The sequence below is a fragment of the Massilia sp. S19_KUP03_FR1 genome, from assembly GCF_036688685.1.
GTDB lineage: Bacteria > Pseudomonadota > Gammaproteobacteria > Burkholderiales > Burkholderiaceae_D > JALYUM01.
The window spans coordinates 11970-38702 of sequence record NZ_JAQQPS010000013.1; the positions used below are offsets into that span (position 1 = coordinate 11970).

The 26733-nt window shown below is 63.9% G+C and carries 23 protein-coding genes; 16 read left to right on the forward strand and 7 right to left on the reverse strand.

The features are described 5' to 3' along the window. Positions 1-14: 14 nt before the first annotated feature. Together lolA and V6M87_RS15335 are read right to left on the reverse strand one after the other, a co-directional pair. Positions 15-644 carry an outer membrane lipoprotein chaperone LolA gene (gene lolA, locus V6M87_RS15330; RefSeq protein ID WP_332877514.1) on the reverse strand — a complete coding sequence of 210 codons (630 nt, stop codon included), beginning with the start codon at positions 642-644 and terminating at the stop codon, positions 15-17. An 8-nt stretch (positions 645-652) separates the two neighbouring features. Then, positions 653-3121, reverse strand: a complete 2469-nt coding sequence (locus V6M87_RS15335; protein WP_332877515.1) for a DNA translocase FtsK — start codon at positions 3119-3121, stop codon at positions 653-655. 255 nt (positions 3122-3376) lie between these two features. Between V6M87_RS15335 and trxB the strand changes: the two genes are divergently transcribed. The 4 genes from trxB (at position 3377) to V6M87_RS15355 (ending at position 8034) form a co-directional block, all read left to right on the forward strand. After that, the gene (trxB, locus tag V6M87_RS15340; RefSeq protein ID WP_332877516.1) at positions 3377-4333 is read left to right on the forward strand and encodes a thioredoxin-disulfide reductase; all 957 of its coding nucleotides are present in this window, start codon (positions 3377-3379) and stop codon (positions 4331-4333) included. Between the two features lie 2 nt (positions 4334-4335). Beyond that, entirely contained in the window at positions 4336-5013 is a 678-nt protein-coding gene (locus V6M87_RS15345) for a Smr/MutS family protein (protein ID WP_332877517.1), read from the forward strand. Positions 5014-5128: 115 nt separating this feature from the next. Then, on the forward strand, positions 5129-7330 hold the full coding sequence (locus V6M87_RS15350) for an ATP-binding protein (RefSeq protein ID WP_332877518.1): 2202 nt from the start codon (positions 5129-5131) through the stop codon (positions 7328-7330). 98 nt (positions 7331-7428) lie between these two features. Then, positions 7429-8034 (forward strand): trimeric intracellular cation channel family protein, encoded by a 606-nt coding sequence (locus V6M87_RS15355; RefSeq protein ID WP_332877519.1) that lies wholly within the window; start codon positions 7429-7431, stop codon positions 8032-8034. Positions 8035-8043: 9 nt separating this feature from the next. On the opposite strand, the gene V6M87_RS15360 is transcribed toward V6M87_RS15355, so the two are convergent. Both V6M87_RS15360 and V6M87_RS15365 read right to left on the reverse strand, forming a co-directional pair. After that, positions 8044-8382, reverse strand: coding sequence for a P-II family nitrogen regulator (locus tag V6M87_RS15360; protein ID WP_332877520.1), 339 nt, complete (start codon positions 8380-8382; stop codon positions 8044-8046). A 23-nt stretch (positions 8383-8405) separates the two neighbouring features. Next, positions 8406-10487, reverse strand: a complete 2082-nt coding sequence (locus V6M87_RS15365) for an NAD(+) synthase (RefSeq protein WP_332877521.1) — start codon at positions 10485-10487, stop codon at positions 8406-8408. Between the two features lie 73 nt (positions 10488-10560). On the opposite strand from V6M87_RS15365, the gene V6M87_RS15370 reads away from it, so the two are divergent. Together V6M87_RS15370 and V6M87_RS15375 are read left to right on the forward strand one after the other, a co-directional pair. Continuing rightward, positions 10561-11697 (forward strand): GNAT family N-acetyltransferase, encoded by a 1137-nt coding sequence (locus V6M87_RS15370; RefSeq protein WP_332877522.1) that lies wholly within the window; start codon positions 10561-10563, stop codon positions 11695-11697. Between the two features lie 28 nt (positions 11698-11725). Continuing rightward, a complete protein-coding gene (locus V6M87_RS15375; RefSeq protein ID WP_332877523.1) occupies positions 11726-12361 on the forward strand; it encodes a hypothetical protein in 636 nt (211 codons plus the stop codon). Here the strand turns inward: V6M87_RS15375 and V6M87_RS15380 are convergent. The 3 genes from V6M87_RS15380 to V6M87_RS15390 form a co-directional block, all read right to left on the reverse strand. Next, positions 12358-14361 (reverse strand): TonB-dependent receptor, encoded by a 2004-nt coding sequence (locus tag V6M87_RS15380; RefSeq protein ID WP_332877524.1) that lies wholly within the window; start codon positions 14359-14361, stop codon positions 12358-12360. The two genes, V6M87_RS15375 and V6M87_RS15380, sit on opposite strands and share 4 nt — an antisense overlap. 86 nt (positions 14362-14447) lie before the next feature. Beyond that, positions 14448-14786: a hypothetical protein gene (locus V6M87_RS15385; protein WP_332877525.1), complete on the reverse strand. Its 339-nt coding sequence runs from the start codon at positions 14784-14786 to the stop codon at positions 14448-14450. A 56-nt stretch (positions 14787-14842) separates the two neighbouring features. After that, positions 14843-15754, reverse strand: a complete 912-nt coding sequence (locus V6M87_RS15390; RefSeq protein ID WP_332877526.1) for a LysR family transcriptional regulator — start codon at positions 15752-15754, stop codon at positions 14843-14845. 269 nt (positions 15755-16023) lie between these two features. On the opposite strand from V6M87_RS15390, the gene V6M87_RS15395 reads away from it, so the two are divergent. The 10 genes from V6M87_RS15395 to V6M87_RS15440 all read left to right on the forward strand — a co-directional run bounded on the left by V6M87_RS15395 (position 16024) and on the right by V6M87_RS15440 (position 26666). After that, positions 16024-18288, forward strand: a complete 2265-nt coding sequence (locus V6M87_RS15395) for a TonB-dependent receptor (protein ID WP_332877527.1) — start codon at positions 16024-16026, stop codon at positions 18286-18288. Between the two features lie 25 nt (positions 18289-18313). Beyond that, complete coding sequence (locus V6M87_RS15400) at positions 18314-19186, forward strand: alpha/beta fold hydrolase (RefSeq protein ID WP_332877528.1); 873 nt, start codon at positions 18314-18316, stop codon at positions 19184-19186. A gap of 16 nt (positions 19187-19202) precedes the next feature. Beyond that, entirely contained in the window at positions 19203-20390 is a 1188-nt protein-coding gene (locus V6M87_RS15405; RefSeq protein ID WP_442920596.1) for a substrate-binding domain-containing protein, read from the forward strand. Between the two features lie 2 nt (positions 20391-20392). Then, positions 20393-21190 carry an ABC transporter ATP-binding protein gene (locus V6M87_RS15410; RefSeq protein ID WP_332877529.1) on the forward strand — a complete coding sequence of 266 codons (798 nt, stop codon included), beginning with the start codon at positions 20393-20395 and terminating at the stop codon, positions 21188-21190. After that, complete coding sequence (locus tag V6M87_RS15415; RefSeq protein ID WP_332877530.1) at positions 21183-21923, forward strand: ABC transporter ATP-binding protein; 741 nt, start codon at positions 21183-21185, stop codon at positions 21921-21923. The genes V6M87_RS15410 and V6M87_RS15415 overlap by 8 nt, the downstream gene beginning before the upstream one ends. Positions 21924-21931: 8 nt before the next feature. Next, entirely contained in the window at positions 21932-22963 is a 1032-nt protein-coding gene (locus V6M87_RS15420) for a branched-chain amino acid ABC transporter permease (protein ID WP_332877531.1), read from the forward strand. After that, complete coding sequence (locus V6M87_RS15425) at positions 22960-24021, forward strand: branched-chain amino acid ABC transporter permease (protein ID WP_332877677.1); 1062 nt, start codon at positions 22960-22962, stop codon at positions 24019-24021. The genes V6M87_RS15420 and V6M87_RS15425 overlap by 4 nt, the downstream gene beginning before the upstream one ends. Positions 24022-24185: 164 nt before the next feature. After that, entirely contained in the window at positions 24186-24830 is a 645-nt protein-coding gene (locus tag V6M87_RS15430; protein WP_332877532.1) for a choice-of-anchor J family PEP-CTERM protein, read from the forward strand. A 17-nt stretch (positions 24831-24847) separates the two neighbouring features. Continuing rightward, positions 24848-25237, forward strand: a complete 390-nt coding sequence (locus tag V6M87_RS15435; protein WP_332877533.1) for a post-PEP-CTERM-1 domain-containing protein — start codon at positions 24848-24850, stop codon at positions 25235-25237. Continuing rightward, complete coding sequence (locus tag V6M87_RS15440; RefSeq protein WP_332877534.1) at positions 25224-26666, forward strand: PA domain-containing protein; 1443 nt, start codon at positions 25224-25226, stop codon at positions 26664-26666. The genes V6M87_RS15435 and V6M87_RS15440 overlap by 14 nt, the downstream gene beginning before the upstream one ends. Positions 26667-26733 lie beyond the last annotated feature (67 nt).

Genomic DNA, 26733 nt, shown 5'->3' on the forward strand with positions numbered 1-26733 from the left:
CCTTCAGTTTTGCACTATTGGGCAGAGACGTCGGCGCCCTTCGGCACCTCGAATTTGAAGAAGTTGGCCGCCAGGGTCGGATTTCTCTGGAAATTGGTAAAGCGCAGCTTCGAGGTCTGGCCGAACGCATCCTTCAAATCCATCGCTTCCGGCACGCCGTTTTTCAGGCCGATGCTGATCTGCTCGAACGAGGTGTCCTTGTTCTTCGGCTTGGCATCGAGCCACTCCAGGCCCTCGCGCGTACCTGCTTCCGACAGCGTGAAATTCTTTTCGAGGTCGTTGCTGCCGAACAGGATGGCGGCCGGCGACGAACCGAGCGCGTTGCCAAGCTTGCGCGTGGTGACCTGATTTAAATCCTTGTCGAAGACGTACAGCATGTCGCCATCGGCCTGCAGCAATTGCTCGTACGGCTTCTGGTAGGTCCAGACGAATTTACCCGGGCGGGCGAAGACGAAGGTGCCAGTTGATACAGGTGCGACCTTGCCGGGCGTGCTGCGCACTTGCTGCTGCGTGAATTCGCCGCGCGCCGACTTGGTGCCGGACACAAAGGTCTTGAATTGCTCCAGCGCGCTGGCCTGGGCGGCGCCCGCCAGGGCGATCAAGGCGGCGCCCGCGAACAGGCTCATCTTATTTTTGAATTGCATGGTTATTCCTATTCTGTATTGGCGTTGGCAGGCACCAGGATGTCCCGGTTGCCGTTCGATTGCATGCTCGAGACCACACCACTGTTTTCCATTTGTTCCAGCAAGCGCGCCGCACGGTTGTAGCCGATGCGCAAGTGACGCTGCACCAGCGAGATCGAGGCGCGGCGGTTTTTCAGTACCACGGCCACGGCCTGGTCGTACAGCGCATCGGCTTCGCCACCGCCCTCGCCGGCCGGTGCGCCCCCTTCGGCGCCGCCCTCTTCCAGCGTGCCGCCCTCGAGGATGCCTTCAATGTAGTTTGGCTCGCCCAGCAATTTCAGGTGATTCACCACCCGGTGCACCTCTTCGTCGGACACGAACGCGCCGTGCACGCGCACCGGCAGACCGGTGCCAGGCGGCATGTACAGCATGTCACCCATGCCCAGCAGCGCTTCGGCGCCCATCTGGTCGAGAATGGTGCGCGAGTCGATCTTGGACGAAACCTGGAACGCGATCCGGGTCGGGATATTCGCCTTGATCAGGCCGGTAATCACGTCGACCGATGGGCGCTGCGTTGCCAGGATCAGGTGCAGGCCGGCGGCACGGGCTTTCTGGGCGATACGGGCAATCAATTCCTCGACCTTTTTACCGACCACCATCATCAAATCGGCCAGCTCATCAATGATAATGACGATGGTTGGCAATTTTTCAAGAGGCTCCGGTGCATCGGGCGTCAGCGAGAACGGATTCGGGATGTGTTCTTCGCGCTTCTTCGCTTCAGCAATTTTGACGTTGTAGCCGGCCAGATTCCGCACGCCGAGCTTACTCATGAGCTTGTAGCGACGCTCCATCTCGTTGACGGCCCAGTTCAACGCGTGCCCGGCCTGGCGCATGTCGGTGACCACCGGCGCGAGCAAGTGCGGGATGCCTTCGTAGACCGACATCTCCAGCATTTTCGGGTCGATCAGGATCAGCCGCACATCGGCCGGATCGGATTTATAGAGCAGCGACAAAATGGTCGCGTTGATGCCCACCGATTTACCGGAACCGGTGGTACCGGCCACCAGCAAGTGCGGCATCTTGGCCAGGTCGGCGACGACTGCCTTGCCGGCGATGTCCTTGCCCAGCGCAATGGTGAGGTTGGAGGCGCTGTCGTTGTAGACTTTGGAGCCGACGATTTCGGTCAGGCGCACGATCTGGCGCTTGGCGTTTGGCAACTCCAGCGCCATGTAATTTTTGCCAGGAATGGTTTCCACGACACGGATCGAGGTGAGCGACAGCGAGCGGGCCAGGTCGCGCGCCAGGCCGACGATCTGGCTGCCTTTGACACCCGTGGCCGGCTCGATTTCGTAGCGCGTCACCACCGGGCCCGGGTAAGCGGCCACGACCTTGGCTTCGACGCCGAAGTCGGACAGTTTCTTTTCGATCAGGCGGCTGGTGAATTCCAGCGTCTCGACCGAGACGGTTTCCTGGAACGCGGCCGCTTCGTCGAGCAGGGATAAAGGCGGCAATTTCGAGTCGCCCGGCAAGTCGCGGAACAGCGTGGCCTGCTTTTCCTTCTCGACACGGTCCGACTTCTGCACCGTGCCGGGCGCTTCGAACTTGAACGGCGACGCCGCCGCAAACGCCGGCTCGGGCGCCTTGGCCAGGGCCACCGGTTTTACCGGCGCGCTGTAGGCGTCTTCATCGTCATCCATCAGGCGCGGTTCGGCCTTGGGCAATGGGACCGGCGCATGTTTTTCGACGAACTTGGCGCGCTCCTGCACCAGCACCTCGTCGCGCAGCACCGCGGCAGCTTCGCCCTGGCGGCGGTCTTCGCGGTCTTCAATGCGCAGGCGAAACCAGTCAAGGCTCACGTCGACGGCAGCACCGATGCGCTCGGCCACGGCCAGCCACGAAACCTGGAAGAACAGCGAGAAACCGATGCCGAACACCAGCAGCAGCAGCAAGGTGGCGCCGGTAAACCCGAAGGCGACGTTGGTGGCATGGCCAATCAACTGGCCCAGCACGCCGCCCGGCGCGCGCGGCAGTTCCACGCGCAGCGACCACATGCGCAGGTATTCGAGGCCGACGCTGCCAGTGAACATCATCGCGTAACCGGTCCAGCGGATGGCAGACTCGTGCTGGTGCGGCAGGTCGGTATCGCGCTCGGTGAAAAATTTGTCACTCAGGCGCCGGTAGCCGCGCCAGACCAGCAGCCCGAAGCAGATGCACCACCACCAGGCGGAAAAGCCGAAGATGAACAGCAGCAGATCGGCAAGCCAGGCGCCGGCGCGTCCGCCCAGGTTGGCCACGCGCGGCACCAGGCTTTCGTGCGACCAGCCGGGGTCAGCCTTGTGATAACTGAGCAGAATCATCACGAAGTACAGGAACGCAAAGCAAAACGCGATCCAACGCGCTTCGTTGAGCAGACGCACGAGACGATTCGGCAACGGCTGGCGCGGTGCGGCCGGGTTGCGGGTGTAGGTGTTGCTGGCAGCTTGCTTAGGTTTGGTCATGCGTCGAGACGTCGTGAAACTGGAATGTAACTTGAAAGTAAATACAACGGCAAACGCGGCCAATAGTACCGTGATCGAACTGTAAATAAACACAGTAGATACAAGATGTCACATTCTAAGCCATCTTGGGCGACCGGCCCCATGATTCATGCTCCCGCGCGCCTTCGTCTATAATTCGCCATCGCGAATATGGGCTTGATCTTGCCCAAATTGACCCCAGTTTCTTTCCATCATTTCTTTTCAGAAGTCGCCTCGATGACCACTACCAAACACGCCAAAGTCCTGATCCTCGGTTCCGGGCCTGCCGGCTACAGCGCCGCCGTCTATGCTGCCCGTGCCAACCTGAGCCCGATGCTGGTCACCGGGATCGAGCAAGGCGGTCAGTTGATGACCACCACCGACGTCGAGAACTGGCCCGGCGATCCGCTCGGGGTGCAAGGCCCGGAACTGATGGCGCGCCTGCTGCAGCACGCGGAGCGCTTCAATACCGAAATCGTGTTCGACCACATCCACACGACTTACCTGAACGAGAAGCCGATCCGCCTGGTGGGCGACAGCCACGAATTCACCTGCGACGCACTGATCATCGCCACCGGTGCGTCGGCCCAGTATCTCGGCCTGCCATCGGAAGAAGAATTCATGGGCCGCGGCGTGTCGGCCTGCGCCACCTGCGATGGCTTTTTCTATCGCAACCAGGAAGTGGCAGTGGTCGGCGGCGGCAATACCGCAGTCGAAGAAGCGCTGTACCTGTCGAACATCGCCAACAAGGTCACGCTGATCCACCGCCGCGACAAGTTCCGCGCCGAGCCGATCCTGATCGACCGCCTGAAACATAAAGCGGCCGAGGGCAAGATTGTGCTGGAATATAACCAGACGCTCGACGAAGTGGTGGGCGACAACGGCGGCGTCACTGGCCTGCGTCTGAAATCGACCATCGACGGCACCATCAAGCCATTGAATGTGCACGGCCTGTTCGTGGCCATCGGCCACAAGCCGAACACCGGCATCTTCGAAGGCCAGCTCGACATGCACAACGGCTATATTAAAACCCGCACCGGTCTGGAAGGCATGGCCACCGCCACCAACATCCCGGGCGTGTTTGCCGCCGGCGACGTGCAGGATCACATCTACCGCCAGGCGATCACCAGCTCCGGCACCGGCTGCATGGCCGCGCTCGATGCCCAGCGCTACCTGGAAGCATTGGACGACTGACCATGGGGTTGAAAGACTTTGGCGAACTGAAAGGCTTGCGCGACCAGCTCAAGCTTGACCAGGAAACGCGCGCGCGCGAAACGGCCGAGCGGCTCGAACGCGAGCGCGTGGCCAAAGCGGAGGCCAATGTCTTCAAGGGTTCGCTCGGCGGCGTGCGTAAGTTGCCTGAGTCGAACCGCTACGTCCACCCTGCACCACCGGTCATCGTCGGGCGCGAACTGCCGCCCAAATACCGCACCGAAGCCGAAGACAATGCCGCCGTCATGCGCGAGTCGCTGGCGCAGCCACTATCCGACGGTTTTGACGTCGACGGTCTGCTCGACGAAGACCCGAGCCTGTCCTACGCGCGGCCCGGCGTGGGCGCCGATGTGGTGCGCAAGCTGCGCAAGCGCCACTGGCCGGTGCAGGATGAACTCGACCTGCACGGCATGAAGCGCGATGCAGCGCGCGACCAGGTCGGCGACTTCGTGCGCCGTGCAGTGCGGCGCGGCGTGCGCTGCGTGCGCGTGATTCACGGAAAGGGCTACGGCTCGGCCGGCGGCGAGCCGGTGTTGCGCGGCATGGTGCACAGCTGGCTGGTGCAGAAAGAGGACGTGGTCGCATTCTGCATTGCCAACAAGGGCGACGGCGGTCACGGCGCCTTGATCGTCCTCCTCAAAGCGGCGCTCGACACGCCCTGATGCACTTGCGCACGGGTCAACTGCGCAACGGCCGCCAAAAACTTGTAATATCCGGCTGAGTACGACTGATCGAGCCAGCTGCCTCGGAACCTTGCTTGCCGAAGGACTGCCTGAATTGAACGTCATCCCCGCGGCCACCGCCACGTCCGATCGCGAAGTCGATCTGCTGTCCTGTGCGGACGAACCCATCCACATTCCGGGATCGATCCAGCCGCATGGCGTGCTGTTGTATTTTTGCATCAACGGTTTACTGGAAGGATGGAGCGCGAACGCGGTGTCGCTGGTCGATTCCACCCTGCAGATCGGTACGCCTTTTACTGCACTGGGCTTGCCGGGCGAAACGCTGGGACTGATCCAGGATTGCGTCGACACGGCGCTTGACGGCGAAGCCGGCGCCAGCGTCGCCTCGATCACGGTGGGCGCGCGCGAATACGATTGCATCGTCCATGCATACCATTACCGTATCGTCGCCGAATTCGAAATCCGCACCGTGCCGGCGACCGACGTGGCCATGTTTGCCGTGCGGGCGCACGGCGCCATCGACCATTTGCGGCGCCAGAAGACGGTGGCCGGCCTGCTGGAGATTGCCGTCAGGCGCATCCGCGAGATGACCGGTTTCGACCGCGTGATGGCTTACCGTTTCCGCCAGGACGAGAGTGGCGACGTGATGGCCGAGGACCGCCGCGCCGATTTGACGCCCTACCTCGGTCAGCGCTACCCCGCCAGCGATATCCCGGCCCAGGCTCGCCGCCTGTACGCTCTCAATACGCTGCGCGTGATCGCCGACATCGGCTACCAGAGCGTGCCGCTGCTGGGCGCCGCCGCCAGCGCGCCGCTGGACATGAGTTTTGCGGTGCTGCGCAGCGTGTCGCCGATCCACGTCGAATACCTGCAAAACATGGGCGTGGGCGCATCGATGAGCGTGTCGATCGTCATCAACGGCCGCCTGTGGGGCCTGATTGCCTGTCATCACAATGGCCCGAAGCAGGTGCCGTACGCGATCCGCATGGCGGCCGACGTGCTGGCGCAGGTACTGGCGTCGACCATCCAGAGCATCGAATCGAAACGTGACGCCGACGTGGTGCAGCAGGCGGCCAGCGCGCGCAGTGCGCTGGTCGAGTCGATGCTGCTCGACGACGATCCGCTCGAAGCGTTGCAGCTTCACGCCGAGGCCTTGCGCGCGAGCGGCCACGCCGCGGCCATGGTGTGCAGCCTGTACGGCAAGGTGGTGGTGTACGGCGCTGTGCCGGCGCCGGTGGCCGAGGCCATCGTCGCTTCGCTGCCGGGTGGCAGCCACGAACTGCAAATGCGCGAACAGCGGGCCGACTGGCCGCAGTCTGCACGCGACACGATCAAAGGCTGGGTTGGCATGCTGGCCCTGCCGTTCGACCCGCCCGGCGGCGGCTGGTGCATCATGCTGCGCCAGGAACAGATCGAAAACGTGATCTGGGCCGGCCAACCCGAAAAGGGGATGCGGACCGGCCCGATGGGCGCGCGCCTGACCCCGCGCGGCTCGTTCGACGCCTGGTGCGAAACCGTGGTCGGCCATGCCGAGCCGTGGGAGCCGACCGTGCTGGCCAACGCCCGCCTGATGCTGGCCGAAATGCTGCGCGTGTCCACCGAACGGCGCGCCCAGACCGAGTCGACCCGCGCGCAACTGCTGGCCATGCTGGGCCACGATCTGCGCGACCCGCTCCACTCGATCAATATGGCGGGCATGGTGCTCGAGCGCGGCACCAATCAACAGGACGACAAGCAGGCCGGCATCGGGCGCCGCATCCAGTCGTCCAGCAACCGCATGCAGCGCCTGATCGGCCAGGTGCTCGACATGAGCCGCATCGACGGCGGCATTGGCCTGGGACTGGCGACCGAGCGCATCGATCTGGCGATGGTGGTGGAAGACCTGGTCGACGAGGCGCGCACGGCCTACCCTGCCATTGCCTACCAGCTCGATAACCGGCCGCAGACCTTCGTCCAGGCCGACAGCGCGCGCATGGCGCAGGTACTGTCGAACCTGCTGTCGAATGCGCGCCACCACGGCGAGCCAGGCCAGCCGATTGCCGTGCGGGCCGACATCGATGGCCACCATGCGCTCGTCGACGTGGTCAACCGGGGCGCGCCGATTCCATCCGACTCGGTCGCGACGCTATTCAATCCGTTCAAGCGCACCTCGCTGCACAACCCGCGCAACCGCACCGGCATGGGGTTGGGCCTCTACATCGCCCAGCAGATCGTGCGCGAGCACCGCGGCGAGCTGCTATACCGCCATGAAGAAGGCAAGGTGATCTTTACCGTGCGCCTGCCCCATCTGGCGTGAAGCGCTACAACAGCGCGTATGCTGCAACGCAATAATGTACTGACGAGGGCGCGGGGCGCATGGTAGGCTGACGACCTCGTCTACTCCACCCTGCCTGCATGCATCTCATCACGTTCATCGAAATCATGGCGATCCTGGTCGGGGCATTTTCCGGCTTTATCGAAGCACGCCGGAAACGCATGGACCTGGTGGGCGTGTTCACGGTGGCGTTCATTACGGCGTTCGGCGGCGGCACGCTGCGCGACATCCTGCTCGACAAGCGTCCGCTGTTCTGGGTCACGCACCAGGAATACGCAATTTTGATTTTCGTGCTGGCCCTGGTGGCCTCGCCGCTGATCCGCACGCTGCGCCAGATCGTCTCCGAACGCTTGATCGTGATTGCCGATGCGGTGGGATTGGGACTGTTTTCGATTGCCGGTGTGTCAGCCGCGCTGGACGCCGAGATGCCGCTGTTCATCGCGTCGATGATGGGCGTGATCACCGGCATTTTCGGCGGCGTCGCGCGCGACATCGTGTGTAACGAAGTGCCAATGGTATTCCGGGACGGCAAACCGTATGCGATCTGCGCGTTCCTCGGCAACTGGCTCTTCCTTGGCATGCTGCAGTACGGTTTCCCGCACGATTTCGCGCTCTGGTCGAGCGCCTTGTTCATCAGCGGACTGCGCCTGATCACCTGGAAATTCGACCTCCGCATGGGCCGCTGAACAACTGATTTACACCGCTTCGGGGCCGGTTTCGCCGGTACGGATGCGGATGACTTGCTCGACGTTCTGCACGAAAATCTTGCCGTCGCCGATCTTGCCGGTGCGCGCGGCCTTGATGATGGCGTCGACCACCTGATCGGCCATGGCGTCATCGACCACCACTTCGATTTTTACTTTCGGCAGGAAGTCGACCACGTATTCGGCGCCGCGGTACAGCTCGGTGTGCCCCTTCTGGCGGCCGAAACCTTTCACTTCGGTGACGGTCAAACCGGTGACGTTGACGTCGGCCAGCGCTTCGCGCACTTCGTCGAGCTTGAATGGTTTGATGACACAGGTAATTTGTTTCATGATTTCTCCTTGGTGAATGGGTGTTATTTTACCGGGCCTTCGGCGGGAACCCTGTCCAGGTCGGCCAGCCAGACCACGGCCTCGGCATCGCTCGGGGCGCGCCAGTCGCCGCGCGGCGACAAAGAGCCGCCATTGCCGACCTTCGGCGCATTCGGCACGCAGCTGCGCTTGAATTGGCTGGTTTTAAAGAAGCGCCAGACGAAAATTTTCATGTTGCGCTTGATGGCGGCCAGGTCGTATTCATTGTGCACGGCGATTTCCTCGCTGTCCGGCCAGCGGCCGTTCTCGCGGTCGTGCCACGCGCACCAGGCCAGGAACGCCACCTTCGACGGCGCAAAGCCATAGCGCAGGATGTAGTACAACGTGAAATCCTGCAGCTCGTACGGGCCGATGACGTCTTCCGTGATCTGGGCCGGCGCACTGTCGGCACTTTTGCCCGGCACCAGTTCGGGGCTGACCTCGGTGGCCAGCACGGCCAGCAGCGTGGCCGAACCGGCCGTCCCGATTGCGCCCGTGTCCGCCACCCAGCGCACCAGATGCTTGATCAGCGTCTTCGGCACGCTGGCATTGACGTTGTAGTGCGACATGTGGTCGCCCACGCCATAGGTGCACCACCCCAGCGCCAGCTCGGACAAATCACCCGTGCCGATCACGATGCCATTATGGAAATTGGCCAGCCGGAACAGGTGATTCGTGCGCTCACCCGCCTGGACATTTTCGAAGGTGATATCGTACTCTTCCTTGCCGGCCGCATACGGGTGGCCCAGGTCTTTCAGCATCTGGATGCAGCTCGGGCGAATGTCGATCTCAGCTGCCTGGCAACCGACCGCCGCCATCAGCGCATGCGCCTGCTCGAGCGTGCGGCGGCTGGTGGCAAAGCCCGGCATGGTGTAGGCCAGAATATTCGTGCGCGGGAGGTTCAAGCGATCCATGGCCTTGGCGCAGACCAGCAGCGCGTGCGTCGAGTCGAGTCCGCCCGAGACCCCGATGACGACTTTTGAAATATTGCTGGAGGACAGACGCTGCACCAGCGCCTGCACCTGAATGTTGTAGACCTCGGTGCAGCGCTCGTCGCGCCGGGCCTGATCGGCCGGGACGTACGGGAAGCGCTCTACCACGCGCTGCAAGGGCAGGTCGCGCGTCAGTGGCAGCGCCAGCGGCACGGGAATCACGCGGAAGGCCGCGACCTCGGCCGCATGGCGGCGTGCCGACTGGCCGAACGTACCGGTATGCATGCGCTCATGCGACAAGCGGCCCAGGTCGACGTCGGCGTAGACGATGTGCGCATCGTCCGAAAAGCGTTCGGACTCGGCCAGCAATTCACCCTTTTCGTAGATGATGGCCTGGCCATCCCACGCCATGTCGGTCGACGATTCGCCGCGGCCCGCCGACGTGTACAGGTAAGCGGCCAGGCAGCGCGCCGATTGCTGGCCGACCAACTGGTGCCGATATCCGCTTTTGCCCACCAACACATTCGACGCGGACAGGTTGACCAGCACCGTGGCGCCGGCCAGCGCGGCAAACGACGACGGTGGAATCGGCACCCAGACGTCTTCGCAAATTTCGACGTGGAAGCGCAGCAGCGGCTGGTTTTCCAGCTCGAATAACAGGCCGGCGCCGAACGGCACGCGCTGGCCAGCCACGGTGATCTCGGTGACAGGCGCATTTTCCGCAGCACTAAACTGCCGGTTTTCGTAAAATTCGCCATAATTAGGTAAATAGCTTTTGGGAACCACGCCCAATAGGCGACCATTGGCAAGCACGGCGGCGCAATTGAACAGCTGGTGTTGCACGCGCAGCGGCAGGCCGACGATGATGGCGACCGGCAGATCGGTCGATGCAGCGATGACGGTTGCCAGTGCGGCTTCGCAGGCATCGAGCAGGGCACGCTGGTGGAACAGATCGTCGCAGGTGTAGGCGGACAGGCCCAGTTCAGGGAAGGCCACCAGCACCGCGCCTGCATCGGCAGCCTGACGCGCCAGGGCGACAGTCTGCGCGGCATTGAAAACAGGGTCGGCGATTTTGCAGACCGGAATGGCAACCGCGACGCGTGCGAACTGGTGCGCGTAGAGGTTGAAAAAATGCGGGAAAGATGGCTGGGTCATAGGGGTTCTTCAGGCTGTTTCGCCGGCGTGTTTCGCGGTGCGTTCTGCTTCTTCATTTGCTAAGAAAGTCACTTTGAATTATCGCACGCATATTGTTTCTTCTCTCGACGAGATCGGCCAGGCCGCGTGGGACGACCTCGTCGCCGCCCAGGACAAGCCGAATCCGTTTTTGTCGTACGCTTTCCTGCACGCGCTGCACGCATCCGGCAGCGCCGCGCCCGACGCAGGCTGGCAGCCCCAGTTCCTGACGCTGTTCGACGGCGACGATCTGCTGGTCGCCGCCCTGCCCCTTTACGTCAAGTACCACTCCTACGGCGAGTACGTGTTTGACTGGGCCTGGGCCGAGGCGTACGAGAGGAATGGCCTCGACTATTACCCGAAGCTGCTGTCGGCCATTCCGTTCACACCCGTCACGGGCCCGCGCCTGCTGGCGCGTGACGCGACCGCGCGCGCGGCATTGGTCCAGGTGATGAAAAAAACCCAGAAGGCGACCAAGGTGTCGTCCCTTCACATCCTGTATCCGCCGGAAAGCGAAGCGAAGCAGCTCGAAGCGGCCGGCTACATGTTGCGCAGCGGCGTGCAGTTCCACTGGATCAACCAGGACTATGCCGACTTCGACGCCTTCCTGGCGACGCTGGAAACGAAGAAACGCAAAAACATCCGCGCGGAACGCAGGAAAGTCGCCGAGGCCGGCGTGCTGCTGCGGCGCGTGCGCGGCGCCCAGGCGACCGAGGCGGACTGGCGCCTGTTCAACCGCTGCTACCGCCATACCTACGCGGCGCACCACTCGACGCCCTACCTGAACCTGGATTTTTTCAAGCGCATCGGCGCGACGATGCCGGACAACATTCTGCTGGTCATTGCCGAGCGCGACGGCCAGCCGATTGCGGCCTCGCTCGTCATCCACAACGAGGACACGCTGTTCGGCCGCTACTGGGGAGAGCTGGAGCACGTGCCCTGCCTGCATTTCGAGGCCTCGTACTACCAGCCGCTAGAATTCTGCATCGAGCACGGCATCAAGGTGTTCGAAGGCGGCGCCCAGGGCGAGCACAAGATGGCGCGCGGTTTCCTGCCGACCCGGACCTGGTCGGCCCACTGGCTGGCGCAACCGGCGTTTGCCGATGCGGTGGCACATTTCCTGGAACGGGAAAGCGGCGGCATCGAGCAATACATTGATGAACTGAACGACCGCAATCCGTTCAAGGGCTGAGGTGCAAGCGCGGCGCAGGCACCCCCTTTTGCTAATCCTGATCCTGCTGCTGCACACGGTGGCGCTGTGGCTGCTGGCGCGCCAGCACGGCATGCGCGTTCCCACGCCAGTCGAACAGGCACAGCGCATCACTTACCTGCTGCCGGTGCCGCCGCCACGCGCGAAACCGCCGCCGCTCACGCGCCCGCGCGCCGAACCGGCAACACCGCGCGCAGTGGCCACCGAGGCGCAGAAAACCAGCGCGATGCCAAGCGCCACGCCGCAGCCTGTCGCAAGTCTGCCGGCGCCGGAACCGCATCGGCCCAGCGGCGCCGAGATTCTCGAACAGGCCCGGCAGGACATGCCGCGCATCGAGCGGGAATTGCGCAACAATGTACCGACCAAACTGACCCTGCAGCCCGATTCGTTTCGCTACAAGCTCGAGCATGGCATCGCGGACGCCTATGTGGGCGGCGACCAGCGCGTGACGGTCGATTTTTATACGTCGCCCGACAACGTGCACTACATGCGCATGACCAAACGCGGCAAGTCGTGGTGCACGATGAACGGCGGGCCGGTCACCCTGGCCCGCGCGAACGGCATCGGGGTCGACAAGGACACCAAGGTCAATTGCCCAGCGGCGTCGCCGATGGAATGGAAAGACATGCCGTATCTGAATGATTAAAAGTGCGCGCGCACGCCAAACACGACATTGCGGCCCGGCAGCGGCGCCACATCCTTCAGCAGCGATGTCGACAGGCGGATATCTTCGTTCAGCAGGTTCTTCGCCAGCAGGAAGTAGGTGATATCCACATTGGCCAGCTTCTGCGTGTACGACACGTTCGCGCCCAGCTGGTTGTAGGATGCCGTCGTCGTCGATTCGAACGACGCCAGGCGCTCCTGGCCGGCGCCATGTACCAGCGACGCGCCCGCGCGCCATGCGCCATCCTTGTAGCCGATCGATGCACCGACCCGGTCGGCCGGTTGCAGCGGCAGACTACCGGCATTGTCGAGGCGGCCTTTCGAGGTGTCGGCAAACACGCGGCCATTCCAGCCATTGCCCAGCGCGTTGTACGTGAGCTCGGCCTCGACACCCTGGATGGTGGCCGGCGCCTGCTGGAAGATGCGCTGGCGCAGCGAGCTGCCATCCGCGACCACATTGCCCTCCTCATCGACCAGCGTGCCGTTCACATTGCCGAAGATGTAGTTATCGACCTTGTTGCGGAAGGCATTCGCTTTCCAGCGGATCAAGCCGGTGTTTTTTTCCAGGCTCAGCTCGAAGTTTTTCGACGATTCCTTTTTAAAATCCGGGTTACCGATATCAAAGGTTTCAGTGGCATCGTGCGGACCGCCCGAATACAACTCTTCCGTGGCCGGTGCGCGTTCGGCGTACGACAGTGTCAGGCCGGCCGCGTAGCCAGGGGTAAACGTCCACATGCCGCCGACCGAGCCGGACTTGAGCGAGAAATTCCGCTCGACATTGCTGACCGGCTTGCGCTCGACCGATTCCAGCCGGCCGCCCGCGCTCAGCACGACAGGACCGAGCTTGACTTCTTCGACCAGGAACGCTGCCTGCGAGGTCGAATGCGTGACCGGCACCGTGTCCGCGCCGCCTGTGGGGCTCAAGGCCGAAAAGTGGTTGTTGTCGGTCTGGATGCCGAACGTGCCGCGCATATTGTGCAGCGCCGCGATCGGGCTGTGGGTCAGCTCGGCACGCGTTTCGACGGTACGGTTGGTGAACAGCACTGCCGGCGAATTGTCCTCGTTCAGTTCGGCGTGGTTGTAGTCGGTGTAGCCGGCCTTGAACTTGAACGACTCGAAGCCGGCAAAGGGGTTTCTCACCAGGCTGTCGATATCGTAACGGGTCTGGGCCTGGTCGATTTTCGAGCCTTCTGCGCTCGGAATGCCGTACACATTGCTCAGCTTCGAGGCCGACGCGCCAATAAAACCCCAGTCGGCGATGTAGGAACCGCCCAGGCCCCAGCTGCGTTCCTTGGTGCCGGAATGCGGCAAACGGCCCGCACCCGCTTCCGGGTCGCCCTCGATACGCTGGCCGGGAATTTTATAGTCGTCGGCGTTGCGGATATTGCCATCCGCGTGCAGGGCGAACTGGCCGACGGCCGTGTCGATGGTACCCGAGGCATTCTTGCCGCTGTCGACGGTGCTGTAGCGCGTCTCGACGGTGCCGGTGGTCTGCTTTTCCAGCGCGGTCGGAATGCGCTCGTTGACGACGTTGACCAGGCCGCCGATCGCGCCGGAACCGTACAGCAAGGCCGCCGGCCCGCGCAGGATTTCGATCTGCTGGGCGACCGCGCCTTCACTGGCCACCGCGTGGTCATTCGACAGGCCGGAGACGTCGGAAGTCGCCATGCCATTTTCCAGCATCTTGACGCGGGCGCCTTCCATGCCGCGGATGATCGGACGCGACGCACCAGCGCCGAAGGCCGAGGCCGATACGCCGAGTTCCTGCGCCAGCGTTTCACCCAGCGAGCTGCCGACCTTGTCGCGCAGTTCATCGCCGGAAATCACTTTGGCGGGGTTCAGAATCTGGTCGCTGTCGGCATTCTTGAACGGGCTGGCCGTCACGACGACTTTTGGAACGACCTGGTCGGCATTGTCTGCAAAAGCGAAGGACGAGAACGTGGACAGCACGGCAGCTGCCAGCAGGGTATGTTGGATTTTCATGGTTCAAACCTTTGAATAACAAAATGGGATGCGTACGGACGCGCCGGCACAAACGCGCCAGCGCAGTCCAGAAAAGACGGATTTTGTTATGCCAGAGGTGGTGCGCGCGACAGGAAGACAACGTTGGTGGACTTCTCCAGCGGCTGGGTGCACAGGATGATCAGCTGTTGCAGCTTCTCGGCAGCCAGGTCGAACTGGAAAATTTTGCCGGGCACGGCGAACGCCAGATCGGCAGCCGTCAGGCACAGGCCGCACAATTGTTCAATGGCAGTCGGCGCATCGGCACTGAGCGCGGCGCGATCCTGTGCAGCGGCGCCGGAATGCGCGGCAAGGCCGGCAAAGTGCGAGTACACGTGCGTCGACGCAACCTGCTGGGACATCAGCAGGAAGAATGCGATCAGCAGGGGTAGCAGGCGACGGGTCATGCGGTGTTTGGTGGATGCGGTTGGGGCGTATTCTAACCGCACCGTTTCGCATTTGCCTAGCGCGACGCAGGCCCGTGCTGGAACAGCGCCGGCTGACTGTCGGCGTAGGTACGCAGCAAATCCCACACCAGGCGCACCCGGCGCAGGCGGTACAGGTCGGCAGGCGCCACCAGCCAGAACGCGCGTTCGGCATAAAAACCGTCGAGCACCTGCACCAGGCGGCCGTCGTGCGGCACCGCGTACGGAGGCGCCATCATCAAACCCATGCCCAGCGCGGCCGCTTCCAGTTGCCCGCTCATGCCGGAACAGCAGAGCCGCCGGCGTGGCGTAAAACCGAGTTCGTTCAAATAGCTCAATTCGCTGCTGGCCAGGCGGTCCTGCACATAATCGACGAAATCGTGCCGGACCAGGTCGCTTTGCTGCGTGATCGGCGGATGGCGCGCCAGATACGCCGGCGCCGCGTACAAATAAAACCGGAACGAGGCCAGCCGCGTGACCATGTAGCGGCCGGTGGTGGGCGGGTCGAGCATGACGCCCAGGTCGGCTTCGCGGTTGGCCAGATTGGCAAAGCGCGGCAGCGCCAGCAGATCGATCGACAAATCGGGATTATTTTCCAGCAAGCGCGCCATCAGCGGCGCCACCACGCGCACGCCGAACACTTCCGGCACGCCCAGCCGCACGACGCCGTGCGCGGCGACGTCGGCGCCTTTCACGTGCTCGGCCGCGGCCAGCGCCGCGCCTTCCATGGCCTCGGCGTGCGGCCGCAGGGCCGCGCCCAGCTCGGTCAGTTCATAACCCTCGCGGCTGCGGTCGAACAGCGTCGTGCCCAGTTGCGCCTCGAGGCGGTCGATGCGGCGCGCCACCGTGGTGTGCTCGACCGCCAGGCGGCGCGCGGCGCTCGACAGCGTGCCGGCGCGCGCCAGCTCCAGAAAAAATCGCAGGTCGGTCCATTCAGGCAGGGTATTCATCGAACATTTGCGTCATATCAAGAATGGCGAGTGTGCGCCGGTGCACACTCAGCCGCCACGGTTATCTGCACAAGGTTTGTTCCAGTGCAAATGTCCGTCGAAAGTGCGCATTCTCCCTGCATATTTTACGGTCGTGCATGAAAAAGGAGGTGTGCATAAATGCACAGCAAGTGGGCGCGTGCTTGTCTTTCATCGCGCTGCGTTCCGGATCACACTCGTTGGCATGCGGCGACGCAGCGCTTGCCGACAATAAAAACCAGGAGACCCAAATGCATTTGACCAGGAAGAAGTCGGCGCTGCTCAAGCGCACCACATTTGCCTTGCTCGCGCTGTCGGGTGGGGCGCATGCACAAAGCACGGACACTGCGCCCGGCGCGAACGCCGCCGTCGAGTCGACGGAAATGCAGAAAGTCATCGTCACCGCGCGCCGCCGCGAAGAAACGCTGCAGGACGTGCCGGTCTCGGTCACCGCCATTTCCGCCGACCAGATCTCGAAACAGGGCATCCCCGACGTCACCGCGCTGGCCACGCAGCTGCCCAACACCACACTCAAAAGCTCGCGCGCCACCAACTCCACGCTCACGGCATTTATTCGCGGCGTGGGCCAGGCCGACCCGCTGGCCGGCTTCGAGTCAGGCGTCGGCATCTACCTCGACGATGTCTACCTGGCCCGCCCGCAAGGCGCCGTGGCCGACATCTACGACGTCGAGCGCATCGAAGTGCTGCGCGGCCCGCAAGGCACGCTGTACGGCCGCAACACCATTGGCGGGGCCGTCAAATACGTCACGCGCAAGCTGTCCAACCAGCTCGACGTGCGCCTGAAGGGCACCTTCGGCAGCTACCGCCAGGCCGATGCCCAGCTCACCGCCAGCACGCCGTTGTCCGACACCGTCCGCATCGGCGGCGCCGTGGCCCGCTTTACCCGCGACGGCTTCGGCACCAACTTCGCAACCGGGCGCGACAATTACGACAAAAAGCTGACCGCGGCGCGCCTGTCGGCCGAATTCACGCCCACGCCCAGCCTGTTCATCCGCGTGGCTGGCGACATCACCGACGACGACTCCAATCCCAAAAATGGCCACCGCCTCATTGTCGGGCGCACCAGTGGCGCGCCGATCCTGCCGAACGTGTTCGACACCCAGGGCGAATTGACGAAAGCGCTCGGCGAAGACCAGGAAGTGCGCCAGCACGGCATCGCCGCCACGGTCGAGTACACCGTCAGCCCCACCCTGCTGTTCAAATCCATCACCGCCACGCGCCACGACAAATCGTTCGCGCCCATCGATTTCGATGCCCTGCCGGTGGTCGACTTCGAAGTCCCGGCCGTGTACACCAACCAGCAGTTTAGCCAGGAGTTCCAGCTTACCTACACCGGCGACAAGCTGCAGGGCGTGGCCGGCATCTATTACATCGACGCCACCGCCTTCAACAAGTTCGACACCATCCTGGCCGGCGCGGTGCCCACCTCCACCTTCACGTACGGCGACATTGGCACCCGTGCGTGGGCGGCGTTTGCCGACGGCAGCTACGCCGTCAACGATGCGTTCAGCGTGTCGCTCGGCGGCCGCTACACGGTCGACAAGCGCAGCGCCAGCATCCTGCGCCAAATCTATTTCGGCCAGCGCGGAACGCCGGAAATGGGCAACCCCGGCGCCGTGCTGTTTCGCACCGATACCGACCTGCGCTCCGGCCTCGAGCGCGAAGACAAAAAATTCACGCCGCGTCTGGCGCTGGCCTACAAAATCAACGCCCAGCAAAACCTGTACGCCTCGTATGCACAAGGCTTCAAGGGCGGCGGCTTCGATCCGCGCCTGAACGTGGTCGGCACCCGCATCCCACTGGCGCAGGCGCGCGCCGGCTATTCGCCCGAAACCATCAAGACGTTCGAACTGGGCCTGAAATCGTCCTACCTGAACCAGCGCTTCATGACCAATATCGCCCTGTTCCACAGCGACTACAAGGATGTGCAGATTCCCGGCTCGGTGGCCATCGACACCAACGGCGACGGCATCGACGACAGCTTCGCCGGCGTCACCACCAATGCCGGCAAGGCCAAGATCAAGGGGTTTGAACTCGAAGCAATGGGACGTGTCACGCCGCAGTTCAGTGTCTCGGGCATGTACAGCATCATCGACGCCAAGTACAACGAGTACATCGTCAATGGCGTGAACGTGGCAGCGCAACGCGTGTTCCAGAATACGCCAATGCACTCGTCGAACCTGCGCGGCACCTACGAAATTCCGTTGGCGACCGGGCGCGTGGCCCTGATCGGCGCCGTCTCGTACAAGGGCGCCACCAACCAGTTCGAGACCACGTCGATCCTCGACCAGGACAGTTACTACCTGGTCGACGCCAGCCTGGTCTGGACGCGCACGGACGGCAAACTGCGCGCCGCCCTGCATGGCAAGAACCTCACCGACCGCCACTACAAAACCGCCGGCTACCTGTTTCCGACGCTGGGCAACGAAGGCGTACTGACGGCGTTCTACGGCAATCCGCGCCAGCTGTCGGCCACCCTGGAATACCGGTTTTAAACGGCGTATTACAAGGAAAACCATCGTGTCCGTCTATGCGCAGCTGACCTACACCAGCGCCGATGGCCTGACGCTGGCGGCGCGCGACTATGCGGCCGCCAGCGGCCCGGCGCGCCTGCCCGTCATCTGCATCCATGGGCTCACGCGCAATGCGGCCGACTTCGACGAGCTGGCCCCGCTGCTGGCGCGCCAGAGCCGGCGCGTGCTGGCACTGGACGTGCGCGGACGTGGGGAATCGGCGCGCGACCCGAATCCGGCCAACTACAACCCGGTCACCTACGCCGGCGACGTCGCCAGGCTGATGCACGACCTGGGGCTGGCGCGCGCCGTCTTCATCGGCACGTCGATGGGTGGACTCATCACCATGACGCTGGCGATGCGCAACCTGGACCTGGTGGCAGCGGCCGTGTTGAACGACATCGGCCCGGTGATGTCGCGCGCCGGACTGGCGCGCATCGCGGGCTATGCCGGCACAGCGCGCAACGTTGGCACGTGGGAAGAAGCGACCGCCTACGTCAAGGACATCAACCGGTGCGCCTTTCCCGCCAACGAAGACGCGGAATGGGACAAGTGGGCGCACCGGGCCTTTGCCCAGGAGCCCGGCGGCGCACTGGCGCTGCGCTACGACCCGCACGTTGCCGCCGGCCTGCAGGAAGGCAAGCTGCGGCCCACTTCGCTGATGGCGCGCCTGGCCTTCAAGCGCCTGTCGCGCCATCGCCCTACCCTGCTCATTCGCGGCACCCTGTCCGACCTGGTCGAAGAGCGCCAGGCCGATTACATGCGCCGCACCGCGCCCGGCATGCAGTACGCCGAAGTGCCGAATGTCGGCCACGCGCCAATGTTGACGGAGCCAGCCGCGCTCGCTGCATTGCAAGGCTTTCTGGCCCACGTTCCATAAAACAACTGGAGACTGCATGAAACGTTTGTTCCCGATGGCCGCGCTATCGTTCGCACTGATCCTCTCTGGCGCCGCCCATGGCGCCGGCCCGGACGTCAAAATCGCCCTCATCGCCGGCAAGACCGGCGCCCTGGAAGCGTATGCCCGCGAAACCGAAACAGGTTTCATGCTGGGCCTGGAATACCTCACCGGCGGCAAGATGGAAATCAATGGCCGCAAAATCAAGGTCATCGTCAAGGATGACCAGGGCAAGCCGGACCTGGGCCGCACCCTGCTGGCCGAAGCCTACGGCGACGACAAGGTCGACATCGCCGTTGGCACCACCTCGTCCGGCTCGGCGATCGCCATGCTGCCGGTGGCGAAGGAATATAAAAAGGTGCTGGTCATCGAACCCGCGGTGGCCGACGCCATTACCGGCGACAAGTGGAACCGCTACATCTTCCGCACGGCGCGCAGTTCGATGCAGGACGCCATGGCCGCGGCCAGCACCTTGAAGGCCGGCAGCGTCGGCTTCCTGGCCCAGGATTACGCGTTCGGGCGCGACGCGGTCGCCGCTGGCAAAGAAGCGCTGGCCGCCACCGGCAGCAAGGCAAAGGTCGTCCACGAAGAATATGCACCGGCCAACACCACCGATTTCACGGCCCCGGCGCAGCGCCTGTTCGATGCCTTGAAGGACAAGCCGGAACCGCGCCTGCTGCAAATTGTCTGGGCCGGCCCCAACCCCATGAACAAGCTGGCCGACATGCAGCCTGCACGCTACGGCGTCACGCTCGCGCCAGGCGGCAATATCCTGCCGATCCTCAAAACCTGGAAGAGCTTCGCCGGCACCCAGGGCACCATCTATTATTACTACGCCTTCCCGAAAAACAAAATGAACGACTGGCTGGTGGCCGAGCACCGCAAGCGTTTCAAGGCGCCGCCCGACATGTTCACCGCCGGCGGCTTTGCCGCGGCCAGCGCGGTGTTCACGGCGCTGGCGAAAGTACCCGACGCAAACAGTGAAAAACTGGTGGCGGCCATGGAGGGCATGAACTTCGACACCCCCAAAGGCAAAATGACGTTCCGCAAGGAAGACCACCAGGCCCTGCAGGCGATGTACCACTTCAAAATCAAGAAAGACCAGAAGGACGAGTGGGATTTACTGGAACTGGTGCGCGAAATTCCGCCGGCCGAAATGCCGCTGCCGGTGCGCAACAAGCGCTGACCATGGCGGCCCAGCTACCCGCGCTGACGACACGCGCGCTGACCATCCGCTTCGGCGGCCACGTCGCCGTGGATGCGGTCAGCGCCGAATTTTATCCCGGCACCCTGACCGTCATTGTCGGCCCGAACGGCGCCGGCAAGACCACCTATTTCAATCTCATCTCCGGCCAGTTGGCGGCAACCAGCGGCAGCGTGCTGCTGGGCGGAGTCGACGTCACGCGCCTTGGGGCCGCGCGCCGCACCACGCTCGGGATCGGCCGCGCTTTCCAGTTGACCAACCTGTTTCCCAACCTGACGGTGGCGGAAAACGTGCGCCTGGCGGTGCAGGCCCGGGCCGGCATCGGCATGCACATGTTCTCCGTCTGGTCGCGGCATCGGGACATCATCGATCGCGCCGACCATTACCTCGATCGGGTGGCGCTGGCCCCGCGCCGCGACGCGCGCGTGGCCACGCTGTCGCACGGCGACCAGCGCAAGCTCGAAGTGGCGATCCTGCTGGCGCTCGAACCAGCCGTCATGATGTTCGACGAACCCACCGCCGGCATGAGCGTCGATGACGTGCCCGTGGTGCTCGACCTGATCCACCAGGTCAAGCTGGAGCGCAACAAGACCGTGCTGCTGGTCGAGCACAAGATGGACGTGGTGCGCGCGCTGGCCGACCGCATCGTGGTGCTCCACAACGGCCAGCTGGTGGCCGACGGCGAACCGGCCACGGTGATGGCCTCGCCCATCGTGCAGGAAGCGTATTTGGGCAACGCCTTGGGGAATACCTTGGGCACGGGAGCGCTGGAAGATGCCTGAATCGACATCCAACGGCGCCCTCCTCACGCTTGCTGGCGTGCACACGCACATCGGCCAGTACCACATCCTGCAAGGCGTCGACCTGGCGGTGCCACGCGGCGGCCTGACGGTACTATTAGGACGCAACGGCGCCGGCAAGACGACCACCTTGCGGACCATCATGGGCCTGTGGCGCGCCAGCGCGGGCACCATCCATTTCGACGGGCGCGACATCACCCAACTGGCCACGCCCGACATTGCGCGCGCCGGCATCGCCTACGTGCCCGAAAGCATGGCCATTTTTTCGGATTTGACGGTGCACGAAAACCTGCTGCTGGCGGCGCGTGCCGGCCCGCTGGATATGGCCAGGGTCGACTGGATCTGCGGCTTCTTTCCGGCCCTGAAGAAATTCTGGCACTACCCGGCCGGCAACCTGTCGGGCGGGCAAAAGCAGATGGTGGCCATTGCGCGCGCGATCGTCGAGCCGCGCCAACTCATCCTGATCGACGAGCCCACCAAGGGCCTGGCGCCGGCCATCGTCAACAGCCTGGCCACCGCCTTGCGCGAGCTGAAAACCAGCGCCACCACCATCCTGCTGGTCGAGCAGAATTTCGCCTTCGTGCGCGCACTGGGCGATGACGTCAACGTCATGGACGACGGCCGCGTACGCCATACCGGCAGCATGGCCAGCCTCGCGCAAGACGAGGCGCTGCAGCAGCGCCTGCTCGGCCTGGCGCTGGCCGCCCACCAATAAGGAGATCCATGAACGCCCTTATCCAACCCGTCCCTGCCACGCACGCGTCCGAGCCGCTCGCTGCCGCCCCGCGCGATATGGCGCCCCTGCTGCTGGTGCCGGTGCTGGCGCTGGCCATGCTGCCGCTGGTGGGCAGCTTTCCGACCTGGATCACGCTCACCGTGGCCGGCCTGGCCATGGGCATGATGCTGTTCATCATGGCCAGCGGCCTGACGCTGGTATTCGGGCTGATGGACGTACTCAATTTCGGCCATGGCGCCTTCGTCTCGGTTGGCGCATTCACGGCGACATTGGTCCTGCTTCCCATGCGCGGCTGGATGGATGCCGATTCGCTCGGGCTCAATCTTGCCGCGCTGGGACTGGCGGTCCTGCTGGCGATGGCGGTCACAGCCCTGCTCGGCTGGGCATTCGAGCGCATCGTCATCATGCCGGTCTACGGCCAGCATTTAAAACAGATCCTGATCACGATGGGCGCCATGATCGTCGTTGAGCAATTGATCAACGTCATCTGGGGCGCCGAGCAGATCCCGCTGCCACTCCCTTCCGGCATGCGCGGCGCGATCTTCATCGGCGACGCGGCCATCGAAAAATACCGGCTGCTGGCGGTGGTGGTCGGCCTGCTCGTCTTCGCCGCCATGTTCCTGGTGCTGAACCGCACCCGTATCGGCCTGTTGATCCGCGCCGGCGTGGAAAACCGCGACATGGTCGAAGCGCTCGGCTACCGCGTGCGGCGCCTGTTCGTGGCCGTGTTCGCGGCCGGCTCGGCGCTGGCAGGCCTGGGCGGCGTCCTCTGGGGGCTGTACAAGGAAACCCTCAGCGCTGCCATGGGCGGCGAGATGATGGTGATGATTTTTATCGTCATCATCATCGGCGGCCTGGGTTCGGTGGGCGGCTGTTTCATTGGCGCCATCCTGATGGCGCTGGTAACCAATTACGCCGGCTTCCTGGCGCCGAAATTCGCGCTGGTCTCGCATATCGTGCTGATGATCGCCATCCTGCTGTGGCGCCCCAGCGGACTGTACACGAAGGCGAGGACCTGATGCACATGCTCTCGGGCGATTTGCCGCGCAGCCGCATGCTATCCGTCGCGCTGCTGCTGATCCTGGCCGGCCTGGCCTTCGCCCCCTTCCTCACCAGCGGCGCGCGGCCATTGAACACGGCCGCCACGATCTGCGTGTATATCGTGCTGGTCGCGTCCTACGACCTGCTGCTTGGCTACACCGGCATCGTGTCGTTCGCCCACACCATGTTTTATGGTATCGGCGCGTACGGGATCGGCCTCGGCCTGGCGCGCGTCGACGAACCGACCTGGACGGCCGCGCTGACGGGGCTGGGCCTGGCGCTCCTGCTGGCCCTGGCGCTGGCCCTGGTGATCGGCCTGTTCGCGCTGCGGGTACGCGCCATTTTCTACGCGATGATCACGCTGGCGGTGGCGTCGTCGTTCGCCGTGCTGGCGTCGCAACTGTCCGATTTCACCGGGGGCGAAGACGGCAAGACCTTCAGCGTGCCGGCCGTGCTGGGGCCTGACTACCGCCTGTTCGACAACGACGTCCTCGGCCGCACCATCGACGGCAAGCTCATCACGTATTACATCGTGTTCTTCGGCTGTTTGCTGCTGTTTCTATTCCTGCTGCGGGTCGTCAATTCGCCGTTCGGCCGCGTCTTGCAGGCGATCCGCGAAAACGCCTTCCGTGCGGAAGCGCTCGGCTACCGCACCGTGCTGTACCGCATCTGGGCCAATTGCATCGCGGCACTTGTAGCAGCACTGGCCGGCGCGCTGATGGCGCTGTGGCTGCGTTACGTGGGTCCGAAGACGTCGCTCGGCTTCGAAGTCATGACCGATATCTTATTGATCGTCGTGATTGGCGGTATGGGTACGATGTACGGCGCCGTGGTCGGTGCCACCCTGTTCATCCTCGCGCAGAATTACCTCAAAGCACTGATGGGGCAAGCCTCGTCCGCCCTGGAAAGTATCCCCCTCCTCGCCGCCGCACTGCACCCGGACCGCTGGATGCTGTGGCTCGGCGTGCTGTTCGTCCTGTCGATCTATTTCTTCCCGATTGGAATCGTCGGGAAACTCAGGCTGCGCAGGCAATAAGAACCACTGATCGGCAGTGCCATCGCGCCCCGCCTTCGCGGGAACATTGAATACACGTCAATGTTGGCGAAAATTCAAATCCTAGAATTGAAGAGATCATGGCCTCGACGTTGCCAGCGCGAGTGAACCACCATCCTTCTGGCCCTGCATGGAAGCTGCATTTCATGAAAATCCCGTCATTACTCTCTGCCGGCGCCCTCGCGCTGGCGCTGCTCGCGCCAGGGGCGCAGGCAGCCACCGGCACCACTGTCCTCAACGAAGGCTTCGACGACGTCAACGCCCTCGCAGGCTGGAGCCAGTACAACTTCAGCGAGCCGCAAGGCCAGGGCTGGTTCCAGGGCTCGGCCGGCATATTTGCCGCGCAGGCCGGCAGCGCGGGCTCCTACGTTGCCACCAATTTTCTCGGCGCCCAGGACGGCGCCGGCAGCGTCGACAGCTGGCTCATTTCGCCGCTGCTCAACCTTACCGGCACCACGGAGCTGTCGTTCTTTACGCGCACGGCCGGCACACCCGGCTACCGCGACCAGCTCGAAGTACGCTTCGACGCAGGCTTCGGCACCTTCGACACGCTGCTCGCCACCGTGGGCGGCATCGAGGCTTACCCCGTCAGCTGGACGGCGTTGACCGCCTCGGTGAACCTCGAGGGCAGCGGCCGCTTTGCGTTCCGCTACCTGGGCGACGCCAGCGCGCTCGATTACATCGGCGTCGACACCGTGAAAGTCATGACCGCGGTCCCGGAACCTTCGAGCTGGCTGATGCTCGTACTGGGATTGGCCGGCGTGGGCGCGCTGCGCCGCAAATTTACGTAAGCAAGGGAGAACCAATCATGTCGAACCAAAAGATTGTGGCGCTGGCCGCGCTGACCGCGCTGACCGCCACCATGCTGGCACCACCGGCCCATGCCGCCGGGCAATCGGGCATGGTCGTCGTGCGCGACCCCCAAACGGGCGCACTGCGGGCGCCCACCGCCGCCGAATCGAATGCGCTGCTGGGCAACTCCGCCCAGCAGCGCAAGGGTCCGTCGCAGCAGGTCGAAACCGTCGGTCCGGGCGGCAGCCGCAAGGTGCAACTGGGAAAAAGTGCGCTGGTCTACAGCGTGGTCACGAAGAATCGCGACGGCACACTGAGCGAGCAATGTGTCAGCGGCGAACACGCCGCGCATGCCGCCATCGCCCATCCCACCCCAGCCAAGGAGTCGCACCATGAAAGCGAATAAACCCGCCCGCTGGGCGCAGGGACTGGCCGCGCTGGCGCTGGCCTGCTGCGCGCTGGCCAGCAGCGCCAGCCACGCCGCCGCGACCATCACCATCGTCAACGCCAACGAGCCCGGCGTCGGCTTCAACGATCCCACGCCGGCGCTGCCGGTCGGCGGCAATACCGGCACCACGCTGGGCCAGCAACGCCTGATCGCGTTCCAGTATGCGGCCAACATCTGGGGCGCCAGGCTCACCAGCGACGTCGCGGTGCGGGTCGACGCCGCCTTCGAGCCGCTCGACTGCGACGCCACCGGCGCCGTGCTGGGCGCGGCCGGCGCCTACGAAATCTATGCCGATTTCCTGAATGCACCGCGTGCCAGGACCTGGTACCCGAGCGCGCTGGCCAGCAAACTGGCCGGCTTCGACGTGACGCTGGGCCGGGTGCCACACATCTTCGCCCGCTTCAATTCACGCCTGGGCCTGTTTGACGACTGCCTGCCGGGTTCGGGCTTCTATCTTGGCCTGGACCGCCAGTTCGGCACTGGCATCGACCTGGTCACGGTACTGCTGCACGAAATGGCGCACGGCTTGGGCTTCCAGACCTTCACCGACGACTTCAGCGGCACACAACTGTTCGGCCTGCCGTCGATCTGGGATTACTACCTCGTCGACAACCGCCTCAATCGCAGCTGGGTGTCGCTCAACCCGGCCCAGCGTGCCGCCAGCGCCGTCAGCGGCAACGGCCTGTCGTGGAGCGGCCCGCGCGTGACGGCGGCCGTACCCGCCGTACTGGCGCCGTCATCCAACCTCAACATCAGCGGCGAGGCCGCCGGTAGCGCGGCGCGCAACTACGCCGTCGGCGACGCGGCGTTCGGCCCGCCGCTGGGCACGACAGCGGTGGTGGGCCAACTGATGCCGGTGGTCGACCAGGCTTTTGACACCGGCCTGGCGTGCACGCCGCTCAGTCCGGCCAATGCGCAGGCAGTGCGCGGCAATATCGCGCTGGTTGACCGCGGCGCGTGCGGCTTCGCAGTGAAGGCGCGCGTGGTGCAGGCGGCCGGGGCCATCGGCATGATCGTGGCCGACAACTTCGAAGGCGAGCTCACCGGCATGAGCGGCACCGACCCGCTGGTGACGATTCCGTCGGTGCGCATCACGCTGGCCGACGGTATCGCCCTGCGCGCGGCGCTCCAGGGCCGCTCGCGCACGCGCTCGGGGGTGATCGCCAGCCTGGGCGTCGACAGCACGCGCCTGGCCGGCGCCGATGCCAGCCGTCGCGTCCTGCTCTACACGCCGAGCTTTTACGCGCCCGGCTCGACCGTGTCGCATTACACCACTGCGGCCAAGCCCAACCAGTTGATGGAGCCGGCGATCAATACCGACCTGACCCAGGCGGTGCAGCCACCGGGCGATCTCACGCTGCCGCTGTTGCAGGATATTGGCTGGTAAATCAAAACCTCCAGCCGATAAAAAGGGCCTGGCACGCATGCGCCAGGCCCTTTTACTTTCACCGCAA

Excerpts from the sequence above, each read along its gene's own strand:
- V6M87_RS15380 (WP_332877524.1), bottom strand. The coding sequence starts at position 14,361 with ATGAAAATCCAACATACCCTGCTGGCAGCTGCCGTGCTGTCCACGTTC.
- V6M87_RS15395 (WP_332877527.1), top strand. The coding sequence starts at position 16,024 with ATGCATTTGACCAGGAAGAAGTCGGCGCTGCTCAAGCGCACCACATTT.
- lolA (WP_332877514.1), bottom strand. The coding sequence starts at position 644 with ATGCAATTCAAAAATAAGATGAGCCTGTTCGCGGGCGCCGCCTTGATC.
- trxB (WP_332877516.1), top strand. The coding sequence starts at position 3,377 with ATGACCACTACCAAACACGCCAAAGTCCTGATCCTCGGTTCCGGGCCT.
- V6M87_RS15390 (WP_332877526.1), bottom strand. The coding sequence starts at position 15,754 with ATGAATACCCTGCCTGAATGGACCGACCTGCGATTTTTTCTGGAGCTG.
- V6M87_RS15345 (WP_332877517.1), top strand. The coding sequence starts at position 4,336 with ATGGGGTTGAAAGACTTTGGCGAACTGAAAGGCTTGCGCGACCAGCTC.
- V6M87_RS15335 (WP_332877515.1), bottom strand. The coding sequence starts at position 3,121 with ATGACCAAACCTAAGCAAGCTGCCAGCAACACCTACACCCGCAACCCG.
- V6M87_RS15385 (WP_332877525.1), bottom strand. The coding sequence starts at position 14,786 with ATGACCCGTCGCCTGCTACCCCTGCTGATCGCATTCTTCCTGCTGATG.
- V6M87_RS15410 (WP_332877529.1), top strand. The coding sequence starts at position 20,393 with ATGGCGGCCCAGCTACCCGCGCTGACGACACGCGCGCTGACCATCCGC.
- V6M87_RS15440 (WP_332877534.1), top strand. The coding sequence starts at position 25,224 with ATGAAAGCGAATAAACCCGCCCGCTGGGCGCAGGGACTGGCCGCGCTG.
- V6M87_RS15415 (WP_332877530.1), top strand. The coding sequence starts at position 21,183 with ATGCCTGAATCGACATCCAACGGCGCCCTCCTCACGCTTGCTGGCGTG.
- V6M87_RS15435 (WP_332877533.1), top strand. The coding sequence starts at position 24,848 with ATGTCGAACCAAAAGATTGTGGCGCTGGCCGCGCTGACCGCGCTGACC.
- V6M87_RS15355 (WP_332877519.1), top strand. The coding sequence starts at position 7,429 with ATGCATCTCATCACGTTCATCGAAATCATGGCGATCCTGGTCGGGGCA.
- V6M87_RS15420 (WP_332877531.1), top strand. The coding sequence starts at position 21,932 with ATGAACGCCCTTATCCAACCCGTCCCTGCCACGCACGCGTCCGAGCCG.
- V6M87_RS15430 (WP_332877532.1), top strand. The coding sequence starts at position 24,186 with ATGAAAATCCCGTCATTACTCTCTGCCGGCGCCCTCGCGCTGGCGCTG.
- V6M87_RS15360 (WP_332877520.1), bottom strand. The coding sequence starts at position 8,382 with ATGAAACAAATTACCTGTGTCATCAAACCATTCAAGCTCGACGAAGTG.
- V6M87_RS15365 (WP_332877521.1), bottom strand. The coding sequence starts at position 10,487 with ATGACCCAGCCATCTTTCCCGCATTTTTTCAACCTCTACGCGCACCAG.
- V6M87_RS15405 (WP_442920596.1), top strand. The coding sequence starts at position 19,203 with ATGAAACGTTTGTTCCCGATGGCCGCGCTATCGTTCGCACTGATCCTC.